Source organism: Pseudomonas sp. FH1, from assembly GCF_000510895.2.
GTDB lineage: Bacteria > Pseudomonadota > Gammaproteobacteria > Pseudomonadales > Pseudomonadaceae > Aquipseudomonas > Aquipseudomonas azotoformans_A.
Genome location: NZ_AOHM01000129.1, coordinates 165248 through 183586 on the forward strand (window position 1 = coordinate 165248; position 18339 = coordinate 183586).

General features: G+C 59.6%; 20 protein-coding genes, 1 tRNA gene and 1 pseudogene. 13 read left to right on the plus strand and 9 right to left on the minus strand.

Annotated features, from left to right (window positions below; genetic code table 11):
- Window positions 1-194 precede the first annotated feature (194 nt).
- The 9 genes from H096_RS28495 to H096_RS28535 all read left to right on the plus strand — a co-directional run bounded on the left by H096_RS28495 (window position 195) and on the right by H096_RS28535 (window position 7304).
- A complete protein-coding gene (locus H096_RS28495; protein WP_033902837.1) occupies window positions 195-476 on the plus strand; it encodes a type II toxin-antitoxin system ParD family antitoxin in 282 nt (93 codons plus the stop codon).
- Complete coding sequence (locus H096_RS28500) at window positions 473-790, plus strand: type II toxin-antitoxin system RelE/ParE family toxin (RefSeq protein ID WP_033902632.1); 318 nt, start codon at window positions 473-475, stop codon at window positions 788-790. Before H096_RS28495 ends, H096_RS28500 begins: the two co-directional genes overlap by 4 nt.
- A gap of 135 nt (window positions 791-925) precedes the next feature.
- Window positions 926-1777 (plus strand): STAS domain-containing protein, encoded by an 852-nt coding sequence (locus H096_RS28505; RefSeq protein WP_033902633.1) that lies wholly within the window; start codon window positions 926-928, stop codon window positions 1775-1777.
- A 2-nt stretch (window positions 1778-1779) separates the two neighbouring features.
- The gene (locus H096_RS28510) at window positions 1780-2142 is read left to right on the plus strand and encodes an STAS domain-containing protein (protein ID WP_033902634.1); all 363 of its coding nucleotides are present in this window, start codon (window positions 1780-1782) and stop codon (window positions 2140-2142) included.
- A complete protein-coding gene (locus H096_RS28515) occupies window positions 2139-2543 on the plus strand; it encodes an ATP-binding protein (RefSeq protein WP_033902635.1) in 405 nt (134 codons plus the stop codon). The genes H096_RS28510 and H096_RS28515 overlap by 4 nt, the downstream gene beginning before the upstream one ends.
- Window positions 2534-3541, plus strand: coding sequence for an ATP-binding protein (locus H096_RS28520; protein WP_191983024.1), 1008 nt, complete (start codon window positions 2534-2536; stop codon window positions 3539-3541). The genes H096_RS28515 and H096_RS28520 overlap by 10 nt, the downstream gene beginning before the upstream one ends.
- Window positions 3534-4397 carry an ATP-binding protein gene (locus tag H096_RS28525; protein ID WP_033902636.1) on the plus strand — a complete coding sequence of 288 codons (864 nt, stop codon included), beginning with the start codon at window positions 3534-3536 and terminating at the stop codon, window positions 4395-4397. Before H096_RS28520 ends, H096_RS28525 begins: the two co-directional genes overlap by 8 nt.
- The gene (locus H096_RS28530) at window positions 4387-6312 is read left to right on the plus strand and encodes a response regulator (protein ID WP_033902637.1); all 1926 of its coding nucleotides are present in this window, start codon (window positions 4387-4389) and stop codon (window positions 6310-6312) included. Before H096_RS28525 ends, H096_RS28530 begins: the two co-directional genes overlap by 11 nt.
- A gap of 104 nt (window positions 6313-6416) precedes the next feature.
- Window positions 6417-7304: a hypothetical protein gene (locus tag H096_RS28535; RefSeq protein WP_051422235.1), complete on the plus strand. Its 888-nt coding sequence runs from the start codon at window positions 6417-6419 to the stop codon at window positions 7302-7304.
- Here H096_RS28535 and H096_RS28540 read toward each other — a convergent pair.
- The 3 genes from H096_RS28540 to H096_RS28550 are packed head-to-tail and all read right to left on the minus strand — an operon-like array spanning window position 7279 to window position 10876.
- Window positions 7279-8301 (minus strand): histone deacetylase family protein, encoded by a 1023-nt coding sequence (locus tag H096_RS28540; protein ID WP_033902639.1) that lies wholly within the window; start codon window positions 8299-8301, stop codon window positions 7279-7281. The genes H096_RS28535 and H096_RS28540 overlap by 26 nt on opposite strands.
- 12 nt (window positions 8302-8313) lie before the next feature.
- A complete protein-coding gene (locus H096_RS28545; protein WP_033902640.1) occupies window positions 8314-9543 on the minus strand; it encodes a Zn-dependent hydrolase in 1230 nt (409 codons plus the stop codon).
- Window positions 9544-9556: 13 nt separating this feature from the next.
- Entirely contained in the window at window positions 9557-10876 is a 1320-nt protein-coding gene (locus tag H096_RS28550) for an MFS transporter (RefSeq protein WP_016975188.1), read from the minus strand.
- 158 nt (window positions 10877-11034) lie between these two features.
- Here H096_RS28550 and H096_RS28555 point away from each other — a divergent pair, with 158 nt between their 5' ends.
- Window positions 11035-11973 carry a LysR family transcriptional regulator gene (locus H096_RS28555; RefSeq protein WP_033902641.1) on the plus strand — a complete coding sequence of 313 codons (939 nt, stop codon included), beginning with the start codon at window positions 11035-11037 and terminating at the stop codon, window positions 11971-11973.
- Window positions 11974-12040: 67 nt separating this feature from the next.
- On the opposite strand, the gene H096_RS28560 is transcribed toward H096_RS28555, so the two are convergent.
- The gene (locus H096_RS28560) at window positions 12041-12289 is read right to left on the minus strand and encodes a hypothetical protein (RefSeq protein ID WP_033902642.1); all 249 of its coding nucleotides are present in this window, start codon (window positions 12287-12289) and stop codon (window positions 12041-12043) included.
- Between the two features lie 282 nt (window positions 12290-12571).
- Here H096_RS28560 and H096_RS28565 point away from each other — a divergent pair, with 282 nt between their 5' ends.
- Complete coding sequence (locus tag H096_RS28565) at window positions 12572-13798, plus strand: MFS transporter (protein WP_033902643.1); 1227 nt, start codon at window positions 12572-12574, stop codon at window positions 13796-13798.
- 57 nt (window positions 13799-13855) lie between these two features.
- On the opposite strand, the pseudogene H096_RS33705 reads toward H096_RS28565, so the two are convergent.
- Window positions 13856-14113 (minus strand): annotated as a pseudogene (locus H096_RS33705) (DUF86 domain-containing protein); the annotation flags it as partial.
- A 151-nt stretch (window positions 14114-14264) separates the two neighbouring features.
- Here H096_RS33705 and H096_RS28570 point away from each other — a divergent pair.
- Together H096_RS28570 and nadS are read left to right on the plus strand one after the other, a co-directional pair.
- A complete protein-coding gene (locus H096_RS28570) occupies window positions 14265-14579 on the plus strand; it encodes a type II toxin-antitoxin system RelE/ParE family toxin (protein WP_033902644.1) in 315 nt (104 codons plus the stop codon).
- 2 nt (window positions 14580-14581) lie between these two features.
- On the plus strand, window positions 14582-14869 hold the full coding sequence (nadS, locus tag H096_RS28575) for a NadS family protein (RefSeq protein ID WP_016975178.1): 288 nt from the start codon (window positions 14582-14584) through the stop codon (window positions 14867-14869).
- A 672-nt stretch (window positions 14870-15541) separates the two neighbouring features.
- Here nadS and H096_RS28585 read toward each other — a convergent pair.
- From H096_RS28585 to bamC, 4 genes are all read right to left on the minus strand, one after another.
- Window positions 15542-15631 (minus strand) — tRNA-Ser (locus tag H096_RS28585).
- A gap of 84 nt (window positions 15632-15715) precedes the next feature.
- The gene (gene purC, locus H096_RS28590; protein ID WP_033902646.1) at window positions 15716-16429 is read right to left on the minus strand and encodes a phosphoribosylaminoimidazolesuccinocarboxamide synthase; all 714 of its coding nucleotides are present in this window, start codon (window positions 16427-16429) and stop codon (window positions 15716-15718) included.
- A gap of 27 nt (window positions 16430-16456) precedes the next feature.
- Entirely contained in the window at window positions 16457-17215 is a 759-nt protein-coding gene (locus H096_RS28595) for an MBL fold metallo-hydrolase (protein WP_033902647.1), read from the minus strand.
- Window positions 17216-17219: 4 nt separating this feature from the next.
- Entirely contained in the window at window positions 17220-18335 is a 1116-nt protein-coding gene (gene bamC / locus H096_RS28600) for an outer membrane protein assembly factor BamC (RefSeq protein WP_033902648.1), read from the minus strand.
- Between the last annotated feature and the right edge of the window lie 4 nt (window positions 18336-18339).

Below are 18339 nucleotides of genomic sequence, written 5' to 3' on the forward strand. Positions count from 1 at the left end.
TTGCGGCCACGCAATCGCCGAAATGGGTCAATACTTGCGGCCTGACCTTCACAACGGGAGATGTAGCACGCATGGAAACCCCTTACTTCTGGACAGACGACGAGATGCTGGATATCGGCATCGATCAGTTGCTTCTTGCATCACGCCAGTGGTCAAGTAGGATTGAATCCTACCCTCCTTCGGCGGACATCTACATGCGCTCAACCCAGCAAATGAGCATTACCTTGCCCATCGAAATGGCGGCCCTGGTCAAAGCCAAGGTCGCGGCCGGTGAATATGCATCCGAGAGCGAAGTGATCCGCGACGGCCTGAGAGTATTGCTGGCACGTGATCGCGCCATGGAAGACTGGCTGCGGGACGAGGTGATCCCAGCTGCGGCAGCCCTCAAGACCAAGCCCGAGCGCGCGCTGTCCGTCGAACAGGTTCGAGAACACATGGCAGCCAAGTGTCAGCGAAAAGGCACCGGGAAAGCGTGAGTTACGCGGTAGCCTTTTCGCCTGAAGCCTTGGCGCAACTCGACGCCCTTGAAGACTACATCAGCGATGCCAGTTCCCCAGTTATAGCTGCACGCTTTATCGACAGCCTCATCCGCTACTGCGAAGGCCTTTGCCTGTTTCCCTTGCGCGGCACCCGCCGTGATGACCTGCTCAAAGACTTGCGCATCACTCACTATCGGCGCACCACGGTCATCGCGTTCGTGCTGAACGCTGCCAGCGAAACGGTGTCGATCCTGGGCCTGTATTACGGCGGCCAGGATTATCTGGCGTCGCTGGAGTGCAGCGAAAGCTGATCGAAATCAAATGCTGGATTCGCCATGGGTGTGACCTGTCCGTTTATGTTCGGAAAATTCGGCGAAATACTTCAAAACGGTTCTATTTAGTATAAATTGCGTGAAGTTCATCTAAGGCATTCAAGGAGGTTACCCGTGGCAACTTTGCAAACGAACACAATTCAGGCTCTGCTGGATAATCGAAGCGCCCTCCTTGACGAATGGAATGCCAGCCTCGAGGCCTCGGGCGCTACGCGCAACATCAAAGGCGACGATATCAAACAGCAGACCCATGAGTTCCTGAATCTGCTGACTGAGGCCCTGCAACTGGGCGGTTCCCAGAATACCGACCACGAAAACTGGGCGCAAACCCGTGTATTCCTGGAAAAACTTTCTCACAGTCGCGCCCTCGCCGGTCAGGACTCGCAACAAACCGCCAGTTTTATCTTCGCCCTTAAAGGCCCCCTGTTCGCCCTGCTCCAACAGGTATATGCCGATCAACCTGTGCAGTTGGCAGAACAGCTGTTGAAGATATCGGAGCTGCTCGACGCACTGGGCATGCACACCATCCGCACGTTTCAGAAGTCCCGCGAATCGGTGATCAAACGCCAACAGGAAGAATTGCTGGAACTCTCCACCCCAGTCGTCAAGCTGTGGGACGGCGTGCTGGCCCTGCCGATGATCGGCACCCTGGACTCGCAGCGCACACAGGTGGTGATGGAGTCGCTGCTGCAACGTATCGTCGACACCGGCGCGGAAATCGCGATTATCGACATTACCGGTGTGCCGACTGTCGACACCCTGGTCGCCCAGCACCTGCTCAAGACCGTGACCGCGATCCGCCTGATGGGTGCCGATTGCATCATCAGCGGCGTGCGCCCGCAAATCGCCCAGACCATCGTGCACCTGGGCCTCGACCTGCAAGGCGTGGTCACCAAGGCCAACCTGGCCGACGCTCTGGCCCTCTCGCTCAAACGCCTCGGCGTCACCGTCACCAAGGCTGTCTGAGCATGGAACGCATCCCTATTTTGCAGATGGGCGAGTTTTTGCTCGTGACCATCCAGGTGGACATGCACGACCAGCTTGCACTGACCTTGCAGGACGACTTGTCCGAGCGCATCAGCCGCACCTCGGCCAAAGGCGTGTTGATCGATATTTCGGCGCTGGACATGGTCGACTCGTTCATCGGGCGCATGATCGGCACCATTTCCGGCCTGTCCAGCATCATGGATGCCCAGACCGTGCTGGTGGGCATGCAACCGGCCGTGGCTATCACCCTGGTAGAACTGGGTATGACCCTGCCCGGCGTGGCCACTGCATTGAATGTCGAGCGCGGCATGAAACTGCTGCGCGACCGGGTAGAACGCTCATGACCCAAGCCAGCAATGGCACCCACCCGGTGCTGATCGAACAGGATGTCGTGCTGGCTCGACAACTGGTGCGCAAGTTGGCCCAGGACTGCGGCATGCGCCTGATCGACCTGACCAAGCTGGTCACGGCGGTCAGTGAACTGGCCCGTAACACGGTGGTGTATGGCAAGGGCGGCCACATGGACTGGGCGGTGATCGAAAAAGACCACCGCTTCGGCGTGCGCCTGACCTTTCGCGATGAAGGCCCGGGCATTCCCGATCTGAAGCTGGCGATGACCGACGGCTGGACCTCCGGCAGCGGCTTGGGACTGGGACTGACCGGCGCCAAGCGCCTGGTGGATGAATTTGAACTGGACACCGCACCCGGCAAAGGCACCCGCGTGACGATCACCCGATGGGCCTGAACATCCCCAGCGTCCTGACGCATGTGTTGTTGATTGAAGACACCAGCCAGATCGGCCATGCCCGGCGCACCGCGCAGCAACTCGCCGAAGGCCTGGGCTTCGACGATACCGACGCCGGACGCGTGGCCCTGGTGGCCACGGAACTGGCCAGCAATGTCCTGAAGCACGCCGACCATGGTCAATTGCATCTGCGCGCCACCGGTAACGGTGGTGTCGAGTTGGTGGCCATCGACCGTGGCCAAGGCTTCGACCTGAACAGTTGCCTGGTGGACGGCTACTCCACCGGCGGCACCCAGGGCATTGGCCTGGGGGCGATTTCACGCCTGGCCCAGGTGTTCGATGTGTACGCCGACCCTCGTGGCACGGCGATCCTGGCCAGGTTGTACTCCCGCGGCTCACTGGCCAAGGACATTCGCTACGGGGTCAGCCAGCATTCACTGCACGAGGATCCGCATTGCGGCGACGCCTGGCACCTGGCAATCGAACCTGGCCGCTTCAGTGTGATGGTGGCCGACGGACTCGGTCATGGCGAATTTGCCGAGCGTGCCGCCCGAGCAGGAGAGACGGTATTTGCCCAGAACGCGTTTCTGGACTCGACGATTCTGATGAACGATATACACATCGGCATGAATGGCACCCGTGGCGGCGCGCTGGCCGTGGCCCAGTATGATGCCGAAGCCGATAACCTGAAGTTCACTGGCGTGGGCAATATCGGCGCCAGCCTGGTCGCGCCGGACAAGTCCCGTGGCCTGGCCTCACACCCCGGCATCGTGGGCGTGCAGTTTCGCAAGGCCCATGCCTTCGACTACGCTCAGGTGGGCGGCCAATTGCTGATTCTGTACAGCGACGGCCTGCAATCACGTTGGAATCTCTTGGACTACCCTGGACTCGTCCACCGCCACCCTGCCCTGATCGCCGCTATCCTGCACCGTGATTTCTGTCGCGGCCGGGATGATGTCACGGTCTTCGTGATTGCCTTGGAGGCCATTGATGGCTGACACCCCTGCCTCGCTCGCCGCAGAAGTGCAACGCCTTCGCCTGGAGACAGATGCCCTGCGCACTGAACTGGACGAAACCAACCAGGGCGTTCTAGCGCTGTATGCCGAACTGGACACCCAAGCCGACCAACTGCGCCAGGCATCGGACCTCAAAAGCCGCTTTCTGTCCTACATGAGCCATGAGTTCCGCACACCGCTGGGCTCGATCCTGAGTATTACCAGTCTGCTGGCCGATGAGCTGGACGGCCCGTTGAGCCCGGAACAGCATACCCAGGTCAGCTTCATCCGCAGTTCTGCGCGCGAACTGCGCGAGATGGTCGACGACCTGCTGGACCTGGCCAAGATCGAGGCCGGGCGCATTAGTATTTCCCCGGCCTGGTTCGATATGTTCGACCTGTTCTCGGCGTTGCGCGGCATGTTCCGGCCAATTGCCGATGCAAGCTCGGTGGACCTGATCTTCGAGGAGCCGTCCGGCCTGCCCAAGCTCTACACCGATGACAAAAAGCTGGCGCAGATCCTGCGTAACTTCATCTCCAATGCACTGAAGTTCACGGCGCAAGGCGAAGTGCGGGTCTCGGCGCGCATGGAGAATGCACACGAAATCCGTTTTGCCGTGCAGGACACCGGCCTGGGCATTCCTGCCGAATTGCACAGTAATCTGTTCGAAGACTTTTCCCAGATTGACTCGCCGCTGCAGAAACGTCTACGCGGCACCGGCCTGGGCCTGTCGCTGTGCAAGCGTTTCGCCGAATTGCTGGGTGGCCGGGTGGGCGTGGAAAGCACACCTGGGGTGGGCTCGCTGTTCTTTGTGATCATTCCCTTTTCCCTCGCCAGCGAGACCGTCGATGAAACGTGACATTCAGCTGCTGATCGTTGACGACAACGCCGCCACGCGCTACGCCCTGCGCCGGCGCCTTGAGCGTCATCATTACCGGGTGCTGGAAGCCGGCACCGGCCAGGAGGGGTTGGACCTCATCGCCAGCGGGAAAATCGATGCCCTGGTCCTGGACGTCAACCTGCCCGATATGAGCGGCTTCGACATCGTCCGCCGTTTGCGCGCCGACCCGGCCACGGCCTTGCTGCCGGTGGTACACGTCTCTGCAGCGTCCATCGAAACCGGCGACATCATTACTGGCCTGGACGCCGGCGCTGATGCCTACTTGATCCACCCGATAGACCCGGACGTGTTGCTGGCGACCCTGCGTACCTTGTTGCGCGTGCGTGATACCGAATATGCCCTACGCGAAAGCGAGGCGCGCTTCAGAGAGATCTTCTTCAACATCAGCGCACCGATTGCGGTGATGGACGCACAGCTGAAAGTGCACGAATGCAACCACGCGTTCGCCCAATTGATTCACCACAACCTCAATCCGGACGCCCTGCTCGAATGCTTTGCCGCCGATCAACTCGCGGTGATCCAAGAGCTGTGCCTGCGCCTGGGGGCCGGTGAGCGCTGGAAGGGAACGCTGCAGATGAAGGTCGACGGGCAACTGCGCGAAACCGAGTGGCAGATCTCGCCCTATGACCGTGCCGAATTGAGCCTGGTGTTTGTCGAAGATGTCACCGAACATCGCCATCGCGAACGCCACCAGCAGGCCGAGCTGGCCAACGCCGCCACCCAGTTGGCGCGAACCGAAGCGCAGTTGCTCCAGGCGCAGAAAATGGATGCCTTGGGCAAACTCACCGGGGGCATTGCCCATGACTTCAATAACTTGCTGACCGGCATCATCACCAGCCTGGAGTTGATCAAAAAACGTATCGAAAGCCAACGCACCGACAAGGTGCTGGGCTATGCCGACGCCGCACTCAGTTCAGCCCTGAGCGCCGCTGGCCTGACGAACCGACTGCTTGCCTTTGCCCGCCAGCAGCCACTGGACACCCGGCCGATTGATATCAATGCGCATATCCGTTCCCTGGAAGAATTGCTGGTGCGCACCATCGGTGAACACATCGCCTTGAAACTGGAGCTGACCACCAACCCCGCCGTGGCGATGGTGGACCCGATCCAGCTGGAAAGCGCAGTGCTGAACCTGGTGATCAACGCTCGCGATGCGTTGCCCCAGGGCGGGATTATCTGGGTCACGACGTATCCGGCTTACTCCAACGGCAACCTCAAGCTGGAAAACGGTCCCTACGTCGCACTGTCGGTGCGGGATAACGGTGTCGGTATCGAGAACAGCCTGATCGACAAGGTGTTCGACCCCTTCTTCACCACCAAGCCCGTGGGCCAAGGCACCGGATTGGGTCTGTCGACCATCTACGGTTTTGCCCGCCAGTCAGGCGGCGATGCGCAGATCCGTAGCGTGACCCGTCAGGGCACCGAAGTGACCATCATGCTGCCCGCCGCCGAGGGGCCCGCCACCCTAGCCACCAAGGCGCTGCCGATGCCGGGCAACAGCAAGGGTGAACACATATTGATCGTCGAAGACATGCCCTCAGTTCGTAGTTTTGTCGCCGAGGTACTGACGGATGCCGGCTACCACTGCAGCCTGGCAGCGGACGGCGACGAAGCCCTCGCCCTTCTGAAGGCCGCCCCTTCCATCGACCTGCTGCTCACCGATGTCGGCCTGCCCTACATGACCGGTCGTGAGCTGGCCGACCATGCGCGCGTCCTGCGTGCCGACCTGCCCATCCTGTTCATGACCGGCTACGCCGAGAATGCGGCCAACCGACAGAACTTCCTGGGTGAACGCATGGACCTGATTACCAAGCCCTTTCATATCGATGAATTGCTGGAAAAGCTCCGGCAGGGCTTGGAGGCAGAGCGTTAAGCACCGTTAAAAGGGGACACCGGGTTCAACGTGGGTGAAGTTCATCGTTAAGCTTGGTAGGGTGATCGGCTCTCTCCCCCGCGACTGACTGCTGGCAATCATCGATGACTCACTCCGCAAAAAAACACTCTGCACTCCGGTATGGCGTGCGTGCAGCAGGCCTACTGTGCGTCGCCACCCTGGGCTTTTTTGCCTGGCAAAGTTACTACCCCGTCAGTGCCGCCAAGGGTTGGAACGTGCGAGTCATACACCGTGACGTGCCCAAGGCCGCCTCGCTGATGCCCATGGCGGACGGCTCGTTGATGGTCAGCCAGGAACTCGACAAGGGCAAAGGCAGCATCGTGCGAATCCACCCCGACGGCACCCGTGAAGGGGTGGTGACCAACCTGTCCAAACCGGATGGTATCGTCCCGACCCGTGGCGGTTGGGTGTTCAGCCAGGAGTCTGCCGATTTGCCCGTCAGCTTCTTCAAGGACGGCGTCGTCACCGAACTGTTCACAGGCGAAAGCGTACAAGGCTTGTGGGATGACGGCGACGATCTCTACGCCATCGAAGACCGCAAACCCACCGGGCGCCTGCTGCGTTATCGCTGGAGCGACGGCGCCCTGACCGTGTTGCGCGACCAAGTGCAGGAAGACGAATCCATCGTGCGCTGCACAGATGGGCGCCTGCTCTACAACGAAAAGCAAAAAGGTGTGGTACGTGAGCTGACCGATGATGGCAGCGACCCGGTTGTGCTGGCCAACCTGAACCAACCCACGTTCCTGATGTGCGATGAGCGCGGGTTATGGGTCAACGAAGACGCCACCCATCGGGCACGCCTGCTGTTGATTGATAAACAGGGGCGCCAGCAAACCATTCTCTCGTTCTTGAAAGCACCACAGTCGATTGTCCCGACAGGACGAGGGACTTACCTGCTGGCGGAAGGCGGCAGAGACCGGATATTGGAGCTGGTGCCCGATACACTCACACCCAAACCTGCGGACCATTAAAAAACGCCCGCGCATTGCTATCCAACGTCTCCAGGTGATAGCCGCCCTCCTGCACGATCACGCACGGCAATCCCAACCCGCGAATGCACTCACCCAACCGCGCGAAACCCTCCCGTGTAACGGCGACTTTGCTCTGCGGGTCCAGCTCGTAGATATCGAAACCCAGTGACAGCACCAGCACATCTGCCGAGAAGTTTTTCACCGCCGCCAAGGCCAGTTCCAGTTTTTCGAAGAACACCGCCTCGCTGGCACCGTGGGGCATTGGCAGGTTGAGATTAAAGCCTTCACCTGCTGCGCTACCGCGCTCTTCGGCGAAGCCGGCAACGCCAGGGTAGAAGTTGGTGGGGTCACCGTGAATCGAGACGTAAAGCACGTCGTCACGCTCGTAGAAAATCTCCTGGATACCTTGGCCGTGGTGCATGTCGGTATCGAGTACGGCGACGCGCTGGAAACCTTCACGCAATGCCTGGGCAGCTACCGCAGCGTTGTTGATGTAACAGAATCCTCCCGCCGCATCGTAACGCGCATGGTGGCCCGGTGGACGACAGAGGGCGTAGGCGGCCGGTGCGCCATCAAGAATGTCCTGGGCGGCAGCCACGGCGCTCTGGGCCGACCAATAGGCCGAGCGCCAGGTCAGTTCGCCGATCGGGCAACTGCCATCTGCGAGGTAACGCGCGGCTTGGGCAAGGATGCCGCGCAGGGCGTTGGGTTCGCGCACGAAGATATTGGACATGACTTCGTCGCCCCAATCTTCGGGGATTTCCTTCCAGCGTTGGTGGGCTTCCTGCAGGAAAGCCAGGTAGGGCGCACCGTGTACGGCCAGCAATGGATCGAGGCCGTAGTCCTGCGGCTGCAGGATGTCGAAACCCAAGGTTTGCGCGGCTAACAGCAGGTTACGGGCACGCTCGGGAACCTCCTGCGGCGTACGCATCTGACCACGGGAGTAGTAGCTGCGCGGATGATGCAAAAGTTGTTCGGGATGAAAAAACGTACGCATGAAGAAATCTCCTTACTGAACCTGGCCGGCGCGTTTCAACACGGCATTGAGCAATACGTCGGTGCCCTGGCGCACGTCCTCGGGCAACACGTCTTCGGCTTCGTTGTGACTGAGGCCGCCGACGCAAGGGATGAAGATCATCGCTGTCGGGCAATAGCGCGCCAGGTGGATGGCGTCGTGGCCGGCGCCGCTGACGATGCGTTGTTGGCTGTAACCCAGGGCATCCACGGCGGTTTGCACGCAGGCGACGCAATCGGCGTCGAAAGGTGTAGCCGGGCTGATCCAGTGTGGGCTGACGGTCACGGACAATCCGCGTTGCTCGGCGATGGCCTGCAATTGCTGGCGCACCTGCTGTTCCATGGCATCGATATCGCCGTCGCGGTGATGACGCAAGTCGACGGTGAAATTCAGCAGGCCTGGGATGGTGTTGCGCGACGATTTGGCGATGCTCAATTCACCCACGGTGGTCAGGCCTTCCGGGGCAAAATCCGCCGCCAGGTTCTCCAACGCCTGGATCATCTGTGCGGCGCCATACAAGGCGTCTTTACGCAGCGGCATCGGCGTAGTGCCAGCGTGGGCAGCCATGCCTTCGACGCGCACATCCAGCCAACGAATGGCCTGACCGCCGGTGACCACACCGATGCTCTTGGCGTTCTCCTCAAGAATCGGGCCCTGCTCGATATGCGCTTCGAAATACGCATCCACCGCGCCGCCCAAGGAGCGTGAGCCGCTGTAGCCAGTAGCACGCAAAGCCTCGGCCACACGGATGCCATCGACATCGGCAGTGGCCAGGGCCTTGTCCAACGCCAGGGTGCCGGTGAATACCGCCGAACCGAGCATGGCTGGCGTAAAACGAGCACCCTCCTCGTTGGTCCATACCGCGACTTCCAGTGGCTTACGTGTCTGGATCCCATGATCGTCAAGGCTACGGATCACCTCCAGACCCGCCAATACACCGTAGACACCGTCGAAACGCCCACCTTCGGGCTGGGTGTCGAGGTGGCTGCCCATCATCACAGGCGCCGCATCCTTGTCCGTTCCGGCACGACGGGCGAACAGATTGCCGATGGCATCCACGCTCAGGGTCAGCCCGGCGGCCGTGCACCAGTGGCTGAACAGTTCGCGACCGGCTTTGTCTTCGGCGCTCAAAGCCAGGCGGCAACTGCCGCCGCGTGCCGTGGCGCCAATCTCGGCCATGGCCATCAGGCTGGCCCACAGGCGCTCGCCATTGATCTTCAACATTACACAAACTCCATCAAACGCTATGGGCCATTTCATGACGGTGGGCGGTGGCATGCCGGCGCGACAATGCCAGCACACACACCAGCGAAACCGCCGCGATCAAGCTGTAAAACACTGCCATCGGCCACCATTGGCCTTGGTATTCGTGGGCCAGCCAGGTGCCGATCAACGGCGTAAGACCTCCCGCCAGCGCGCCGCAAACCTGGTAGGCCAGGGAGATCGCGGTGTAGCGCACACGGGTTTCAAACAGGCCGCTGACGAAGCCGGCGATCACGGCATAAAACGAGGCCATGCACACCACCGCCAAGGCGATGCCGAGGATGATCAAGGGCGCCTGGCCGCTGCTGACCAATACGAACATTGGGTAAGGCGAAGCCATGGCCAGCACCGTCATTGCGCACAGGAAACGCGTGGCACCGACCTTCTCCGCCACCCAGGCGGCCAGCGGCTGGACGCAGAACTGGATGATGGCGACGAAGAACAGGCACTCCAGAATCAACGAACGCGGTAGGCCCAATTGCTGAGTGCTGTAGGCAATCATGAAGGTGTTGGTGAAATACACACCGGCAATGCCCAACGTGTTGGCACCGATACACAGCAGCAGCGGACGCCAGGCGGTTCGCAGCACTTCAATGACTGGGGCCTGGTCTTTCTTGATCGCCCGCGCTTTTTCCGCCAAGGCTTTGTCTTCAAGAAATTCCGGCGACTCATTCACGCCCAGACGAATCGCCAGGCCAACCACCAACAGCAACGCGCTGGCCAGGAACGGCAAGCGCCAGCCCCAACTCATTAACGCGTCTTCCGGCAGACGGGTGACCGCACTGAACGCGAGCAGCGAAAGGATCAGCCCAGCCGGGCTGCCCAATTGCGCGAAGGAAGCAAAGAAGTTGCGGCGGCCTTTCGGCGCATGCTCGCCCGCCATCAACACCGCCCCGCCCCACTCGCCGCCAACGGCAATACCCTGCACCACACGCAGCAGGATCAGCAACACCGGCGCAGCCGCACCGATCTGCGCATAGGTCGGCAGCAGGCCGATGCACACGGTGACCACACCCATCATCACCAGGGTAATCACCAAGGATTTCTTGCGGCCGATCCGGTCACCGATGTGCCCGAACACAATGCCGCCCAGCGGCCGCGCGAAGAAACCCACGGCAAAGGTACCGAACGCCGCCATGGTGCTGAAGAGTTTGTCTTCGGAGGGAAAAAACAGTTGGCCAAACACCAGCGCCGCAGCGGTGGCATAGATGTAAAAGTCGTACCACTCGATCATGGTGCCGATAAAAGCGGCGGCCGCAGCACGGCGAGGCTGGGGCGAAGCGGAAGGCTTCATGGGGCTGGCTCCTTTGGTTATTTTTTTGGCAGGAGAAAGGTCGAACGCATGCGCTCTGATGGCGCTTGTTGAGGGTGATTTATCGTCTTGGGGCTATGATTAGTCAATTTTCTATTTATTATTCCAATTATAAATCCTGCTTATTATCGAGCTGCGCCATGCCCGAAGCCCGCCGCGACATTCACCCCTTGCTCAACGACCGCCTGGACTGGAACCTGCTGCGCACCTTCCGTGTGATTGGCCAGGAGCTGAGCATCAGCCGAGCCGCCGCCCGCCTGCACCTGACCCAGCCGGCGATCAGTCAGGCGCTCAAGCGCCTGGAAGAACAGCTCGATTGCCAACTCATCGTCCGCCGTGGTCCGCGCTTTGTGTTGACGGAGGCCGGCGAGCAGATCTTCGCCATCGCCGGCGAGATGTACGGCCAGGTGTCGCAGATGAGCAATGCCCTGCAAAAACCGGGTGATGAAGTGATCGGCAAAGTGCGTTTGCTGATGATCAGCCGGATCAACTCGGACACATTCGATGAATTCCTGGCGGATTTTCATCGTGAACATCCTCGGGTCGACCTGGAAGTCGAGGTGATGCGTAGCTCGGACATCGTCGCCGCGCTCCTGGAAAAAACCGCGACCCTGGGATTGAGCCTTAACCGCCGACCGCAGCCCCGCTTGGAACAGCACCTGTTCCTGCGCCAGCGCTATGCGTTTTTTTGTGGCCGCCATCACCCGCTGTTCGGGCGCATTGGTTTGGCGGAGGGTGATCTGCAGTCGGAGAACTTCGTGAGCTTCACCAGTGACCAGATCGGCGGAATGCTCTCGCCATTGACGATTTTCCGCGACCAGCAGGGGTTCAGCGGGCGGATTGTGGCGTCGTCCTCAAGCCTGGAAGAAGTGCGGCGTCTGGTGATCGCCGGCTTTGGTCTTGGCTGCCTGCCGATCCATGTGGTGGCGGACGATGTGAAGAATGGACTGCTGTGGCGGCTACCGCCGGACGAGGGCATTACGGACGTGGACATCCATCTGCTGTGGAACCGGGAACAGAAGATGAGCCGGGCGGAAACGGTATTTATCGACAGTCTTTCTGAAAAACTCGCGCGATGAGCGAACCTGGCCCCCGTGGTCGATGAGACCACGGGGACTTTCCCGACCTAATCGAAATGACTCAGCGTCAACGCGCTTTATTGGCCTGAGAAAGCACCGACGCCGCAAGCGCCTTCGTGTCTTCGTTGTATTTATCGCTGCCCAGCACCTTGCCAGCCGTCTCCTCCATCTCTGCGCTGGTCTGCTTGTCGGTGCCTTTCTGGGCTAGCGCTGAAGCGGCAAGACTTCTGGCAATGACTGATGAGGTTGGACTGTTGAGCGTATCCGCTGCCAATGTCGCGATCTTGCCCGAGGTTTTCTTGGTGTTTTTGCTCATGCTGCAACTCCTTTGCAGTGGGAAGCGCCTGATCGTGTGCGCAACCACACACTAATCAGTCGCCGGTGGCATCGCAATGCACTGCCTGTAGGCAATGTTTGAGAAGTCCGCATGAAAGGTGCATGGGTCACGTAGTGCGTGCTAGAGCGTCGCATCGATAGCACTGATGATTACTATCGAAACGAGCGCCTGCCCGATTTCCAGCACTGATTCCTATAATCGCCTCCACTTTCCCTCCCCCTCGCCTCACTTCGGGCGACGTTCACCCTGGAACCCAACATCATGCCAAGTGCCAGCCAGGCCCCTCGCGGCCTCCCCGAACATAATCAACAAAGCGTCAAACAGCAGTGGCTGGCGATCCTCTCGGTCGCCGTGGGCGCTTTTGCCCTGGTGACCAGCGAATTCCTACCCGTGGGCGTTCTCAACGACGTTGCCGCAGACCTGGGTATCAGTGCCGGCCACGCCGGCCTGATGGTCACCCTGCCCGGCATCATGGCTGCGCTCGCGGCACCTTTGCTGTCAGTGATCATTGGCGCCATGGACCGCCGTTACCTGCTGATCGGCCTGACGCTGATCATGATCATCGCCAACATGGTCGTGGCCTTCGCCAGCGACTTCAGCTTGCTGTTGTTCGGGCGCGTATTGCTGGGCATCAGCATCGGCGGTTTCTGGGCCACGGCCATCGCCCTCAGCGGCCGCCTGGCGCCCAAAGGCGTGGACGTCGCGAAGGCCACTTCGATCATCATGATGGGGGTAACCCTCGCCACCGTACTCGGCGTACCGGTCGGCACCTGGCTCAGCGGCCTGATGGGCTGGCGCATGACCTTCCTGGTCACCGCGCTGGTGGGCCTGCCGGTGCTGTTGGCTCAGGTCCTCCTGCTGCCATTGCTCAAGCCGGAAAAAGCCATTCTTGTCAGCGACCTGCCAGCCTTGTTCATCAACCCACGGGCTCGGGTCGGCTTGATCGCGGTACTGCTGATCGGCCTGGCGCACTTTGCCGCGTACACCTACGTCGCACCCTTCTTCAAGAACAGCTCCGGCTTCGATGGCCCGACCATCGGCTCACTGCTGCTGATGTTTGGCATAGCCGGTGTGGCGGGTAACATTTTTGCCGGTTTCGCCGCCAACCGCAGCGTGCGCTACACCCTGCTGCTGGTCGCGCTGATGATCGGCACCAGCACCGCCCTGTTCCCCTACTTCGCCACCGGCCTGACCGGCGCCGCCATGCTGATCGCGCTCTGGGGCTTCGCCTTCGGCGCCTTCCCGGCCTGCGCCAGCATCTGGATGTTTGTGGTAGCGCCCAAGGATGTGGAGCGTGGTATGCCACTGTTTGTAGCGCTGTTCCAGGTGATCATTGCGCTGGGGTCGTTCTTTGGCGGGCGGATCGTTGATCAGATGGGCACTTCGGTGCTGTTGAGCCTGGCGACGGCATTGGTGGGCGTGGGTTTTGTGACGGTGCTGGTGCTGGGGCGCAATGTCAGCAATAGCTTGGCGGCGCAAGCTGCCTGACCAGACAAGTACTGACTAAAAAGCCTGCTGAGTGTTGAGCTCAGCAGGCTTTTTCGTTTAATGGGGATGAGTGTCTGGGGTGGCACCTGACTGACTTGCATCCTTAGTCAGAATAAATGAGCTAAACGCCAGAACCCCCCCTAGATGCTGAGTGATGATCGCAACGGTGATCGGCAATTGAAGGGTTTGATACTCATGAACGGCGATATTACGAAAACCGACCATATTCTTCAGGTTGGTCAACAAGGACGGGCTCACCCACCCAGCTTGGGATAGCAATTGGAACACGTCACGTGCGCCCTGAGGGACGCCCAACGGCCCAAGCGGTGGGGTCTTTACTGGATGGCATATCGACAGCCCTCCGATACATCAAGACTCGTTAAAAACCAGTTACAACTCATCGGATGCACGCTGACGTATACGGGATTAGCATTGCCGAAAACTAAGCCAATGGCGTACATTAGCTATGATTTTCATCGAGACTTCAGGTTTCACCCATCGTGTCAAAGAACTGATCGACGACGATGCCTATATGGCGTTTCAAAATGTGCTGATCGTGAATCCATCAGCCGGTGATGTAATTGAAGGCACAGGCGGAGTGCGCAAGATTCGGATTGCGGCCAAGGGCCACGGCAAACGAGGTGGAGCGCGGGTGATTTACTACCACTTTGTCTCGGCATCAAAGATCGTTTTTTTGATGATCTACCCTAAGAATGAACAGCAAGACCTTACCGCTGACGAGCGTAAATCGTTGAAGGTTGCAATCGAACACTGGAGATAACCATGAGCAAATTTTTTGATGAACTGATGGAAAGCGTTGAGGAAATGAACGAGATACTGCGCGGTGAGCGTGAGCCTTCCCGCGAGTTTCACGTTGACGCAATGCGGGTCAAAGAAATTCGTAAGGCGACTGGGCTGACCCAAGCTAAATTCGCAGCGTTGATTGATGTTCAACTGGGTACGCTGCGTAACTGGGAGCAAGGTCGCCGAGACCCAACGGGGCCAGCTAAGGCGTTGCTGAAGGCGATCCACAATGACCCGGTGCATGTGCTGAACGCATTGGCCGGTTGAATGACGCCTCTGACGCAGAGCGTACAACCGAGCAACGTTCTACACCTCAGCGGAAAACCAGCAAAGCGAAAAAAACGACCATTCTTTTTACTGCTTGGTTGGTGCGGCCTCGATACAGGGTTGAAGTATTTCCTCCAGACGGATGGTCAGACAACATGTCGCTCCGCACGCCGTAACAGTTCCAACATCACCCGCCCATGCATCCGTTGCACCCAATTGCGATAGGTTCTATCTGCCGCATCTTCCAGCCCCAGCAGCTGTATCTGTTTAGCTACAGACAGCTCCCGCTCCGGCAAGTAACGCAGGCTCGCCAACTTGGCTAACCGCTGGCCCTGCTCGCCTTGATGCTGCAACCAAGCGAACCGTGAAAGAAGGTATAGACCGCTGGCTGGAAGTGCAGCGCGCTAAAGGCTGCCAGCACGGTGATCAACTACGAGAGCAAGGCTGTGCACGTCGAGAGCAAGTTTGGGAAGTCGAGGATCGTCGATTTCAGCAAGAGCGACATCGAGCTGTTCCAGGCTCAGCTATTGAAGCAAAAGCTGCTCATCAGAAGCGTCCGCCTCTCCATAGATGAGGCGCCTTTTTGCCCTAAATTTGCCCTAAACCAAACCCCAACAACGAAAAAGCCCCTGAAATGTTCAACCATTTCAGGGGCTTAGTCGTATCTAATAATGGCGGAGAGATAGGGATTCGAACCCTAGGTACCGGTGAAGGTACAACGGATTTCGAATCCGTCCCATTCGGCCACTCTGGCATCTCTCCAACGGCGCGCATCATAACAGCGTGACTCAGGAAAGCAAAGCTCGAAGCGAGATTTTTTTCCGTGCTATCAGATGCTTGCGTCGATTAAAGCGGTACGCCCAGACGGTTGGCGACTTCTTCGTAGGCTTCGATGACGTCACCGAGGCCCTGGCGGAAGCGGTCCTTGTCCATCTTCTTCTTGGTGTCTTTGTCCCACAGACGGCAGCCGTCCGGGCTGAATTCGTCGCCCAGGACGATGGAGCCGTCGTGGAACACGCCGAATTCCAGCTTGAAGTCCACCAGCAGCAGGCCGGCGTCGTCGAACAGTTTGCTCAGCACGTCGTTGACCTTGAGGGACAACTCCTTCATGCGTGCCAGTTGCTCAGCTGTGCCCCAGCCGAATGCCACGACGTGGGATTCGTTGATGAACGGGTCGCCCTTGGCGTCATCCTTCAGGAACAGCTCGAAGGTGTAGGGGTTGAGCTTGAGGCCCTCTTCCACGCCCAGGCGCTTGACCAGGCTGCCGGCGGCGTAGTTACGCACGACGCATTCCACCGGGATCATATCGAGCTTCTTGACCAGGCACTCGTTGTCGCCCAGCAGCTTGTCGAATTGGGTCGGAATGCCGGCCTCTTCGAGTTTCTGCATGATGAAGGCGTTGAACTTGTTGTTCACCAGGCCTTTGCGATCAAGTTGTTCGATGCGCTTGCCGTCGAACGCCGAAGTGTCGTTGCGAAACAGCAGGATCAGGCGGTTGGCGTCGTCGGTCTTGTACACCGACTTGGCTTTGCCGCGGTAGAGTTCTTCACGTTTTTCCATGATGGGCTCCGCTTGCTAAATGGTGGGCTAGGCGATGTGTCGCCAGTCGAGCCCTGAATCTTGATCGGCCAGTTGCAGCCAGTCCGGGTCGCACCCAAGGGTGTCGACAAAACATTGCCGGGCCAGCTGCGGCAGGTTGTTCTTGCTGCTCAGGTGGGCCAGGACCAGGTGTTGCAAGTCTTGCCAGCCCAACTCATACACCAGGTACGCCGCCTGGTGGTTGTTCAAATGTCCCAGTTCGCCGCCCACCCGCTGCTTGAGAAAGCGGGGGTAGTGGCCGCGAGCCAACAGGTCTCGGCAGTGGTTGGACTCGATCATCAACGCATCGAGATCGCGGTAACCGTCCAACACCTTGGCGCAGTAGGAACCCAGGTCGGTGAGTACGCCGAAACGCCGCTCACCATCGCTGAAGACATATTGCGTCGGCTCCTGGGCGTCGTGCGCCACGGCAATCACATCGATGCTCAGGGCACCGATTTGCAGCTGCTCGCCACCGGCCAGGAAACCTGCGGGTTCAATGGGTTTGCGCATCCCGCGCAAGGTACCGCGACTGAGGTACACCGGAAGATTGTAGCGCCGAGACAGCAAACCCACGCCATGCACGTGGTCGGCATGTTCGTGGGTCACCAGAATCGCGCTCAGCTGCGCAGGGTGAACCCCCAGGCGCAGCAGGCGCCGCTCGGTTTCCCGTAACGAGAAACCACAATCCACCAGCACGTACGTGTCGTCGTGGGCGACCAGCGTACCGTTCCCTTGGCTACCGCTGCCGAGAACGGCAAAACGCACCGGATCAGCCCAGGTTGTCTTGAATCACGCCCAACACTTTGCGCGCTGTTTCAGCGGGTGCAACGGTGTTGATGTTCTTCTCGACGGTGACCTGCACGCTTTCGCCAACCTTGCTCAAACGAACCTGGTAACGCTCGGCACGGGTCTCGATTTCTTCCTTGGTCGGCTGGCTGCCGAACAGTTTGCTGAAGAAACCTGGCTCTTCATCTTTACGCTCGGCCTTTTCAGCCACGTTGATGTAGTACAGGCCCAGGCTGCGGTTGATGTCCTCTACACGCCAAGGGCCCTGCTCCAATGCACGGCCAACACTGGCCCAGGCACGGTCGAGGTCTTCACCCAGGTTCAGCACCACGTTGCCGCTGCCGTCTTCGGTCAGGCTGACGCGGCTCGGGGTGTCGTAATCACGTGCGGCGAGCAGGGAAACCGAACCGCCCTTCTCGGAGATACGGCTCATGCTGGCCAGCATCTCGTCGACCAGCGCCGAGTCGACACCGGTGTTGACCGAACGATTGGTGAAATCAACGTTGGCGGTGCTGCCGGCCGGACGCTCGGCGCTGACCACGTAGACTTCACTGGTATTGCGCTGCACGCCTGGCTCGATGCGCACACGCACACGGGCTTCGCTGTCGGCGGCTACACCACCGGCCTGCAGGCGCTTGGCCATGGTGGCGGACAGCTCGCTGCCTTTCTGCCATGCGGTGGTGAACTCACCGGTCTGCGGACGCTGCTCGTCGATGCGGAAACCGTTGTCCTGGAAGAACTGCACGGCTACCGGCCAGACTTCAGCAGGTGGTCGTTGGGCCACGATCCAGCGGGAATCACCGCTCTTCTGCAGGCTGTAGTCGCTGGCATCCGCCACGGCCGAGATCGGCTGTGGACGTGGCACCACGTACTCACCCTTGGTGGTGTCGTCGGCGACGTTACGCGGAATCGGCAGCAACGGGTCAAGGCGCTTGGCAACGTTGACGCCCGGCGGCAATTCCATCGGTTTGGTAGGTTGGGCTTCCAGGTAATCGCTACCGCGGTCACGGAAGTAGCCTTCCGGGCCCCAGATCCAACCGCAGCCACTGGTGCTGGAGATAATCAAGGCAAGTGCGGAAAGTCCGGCCAATCGCTTCATGCGT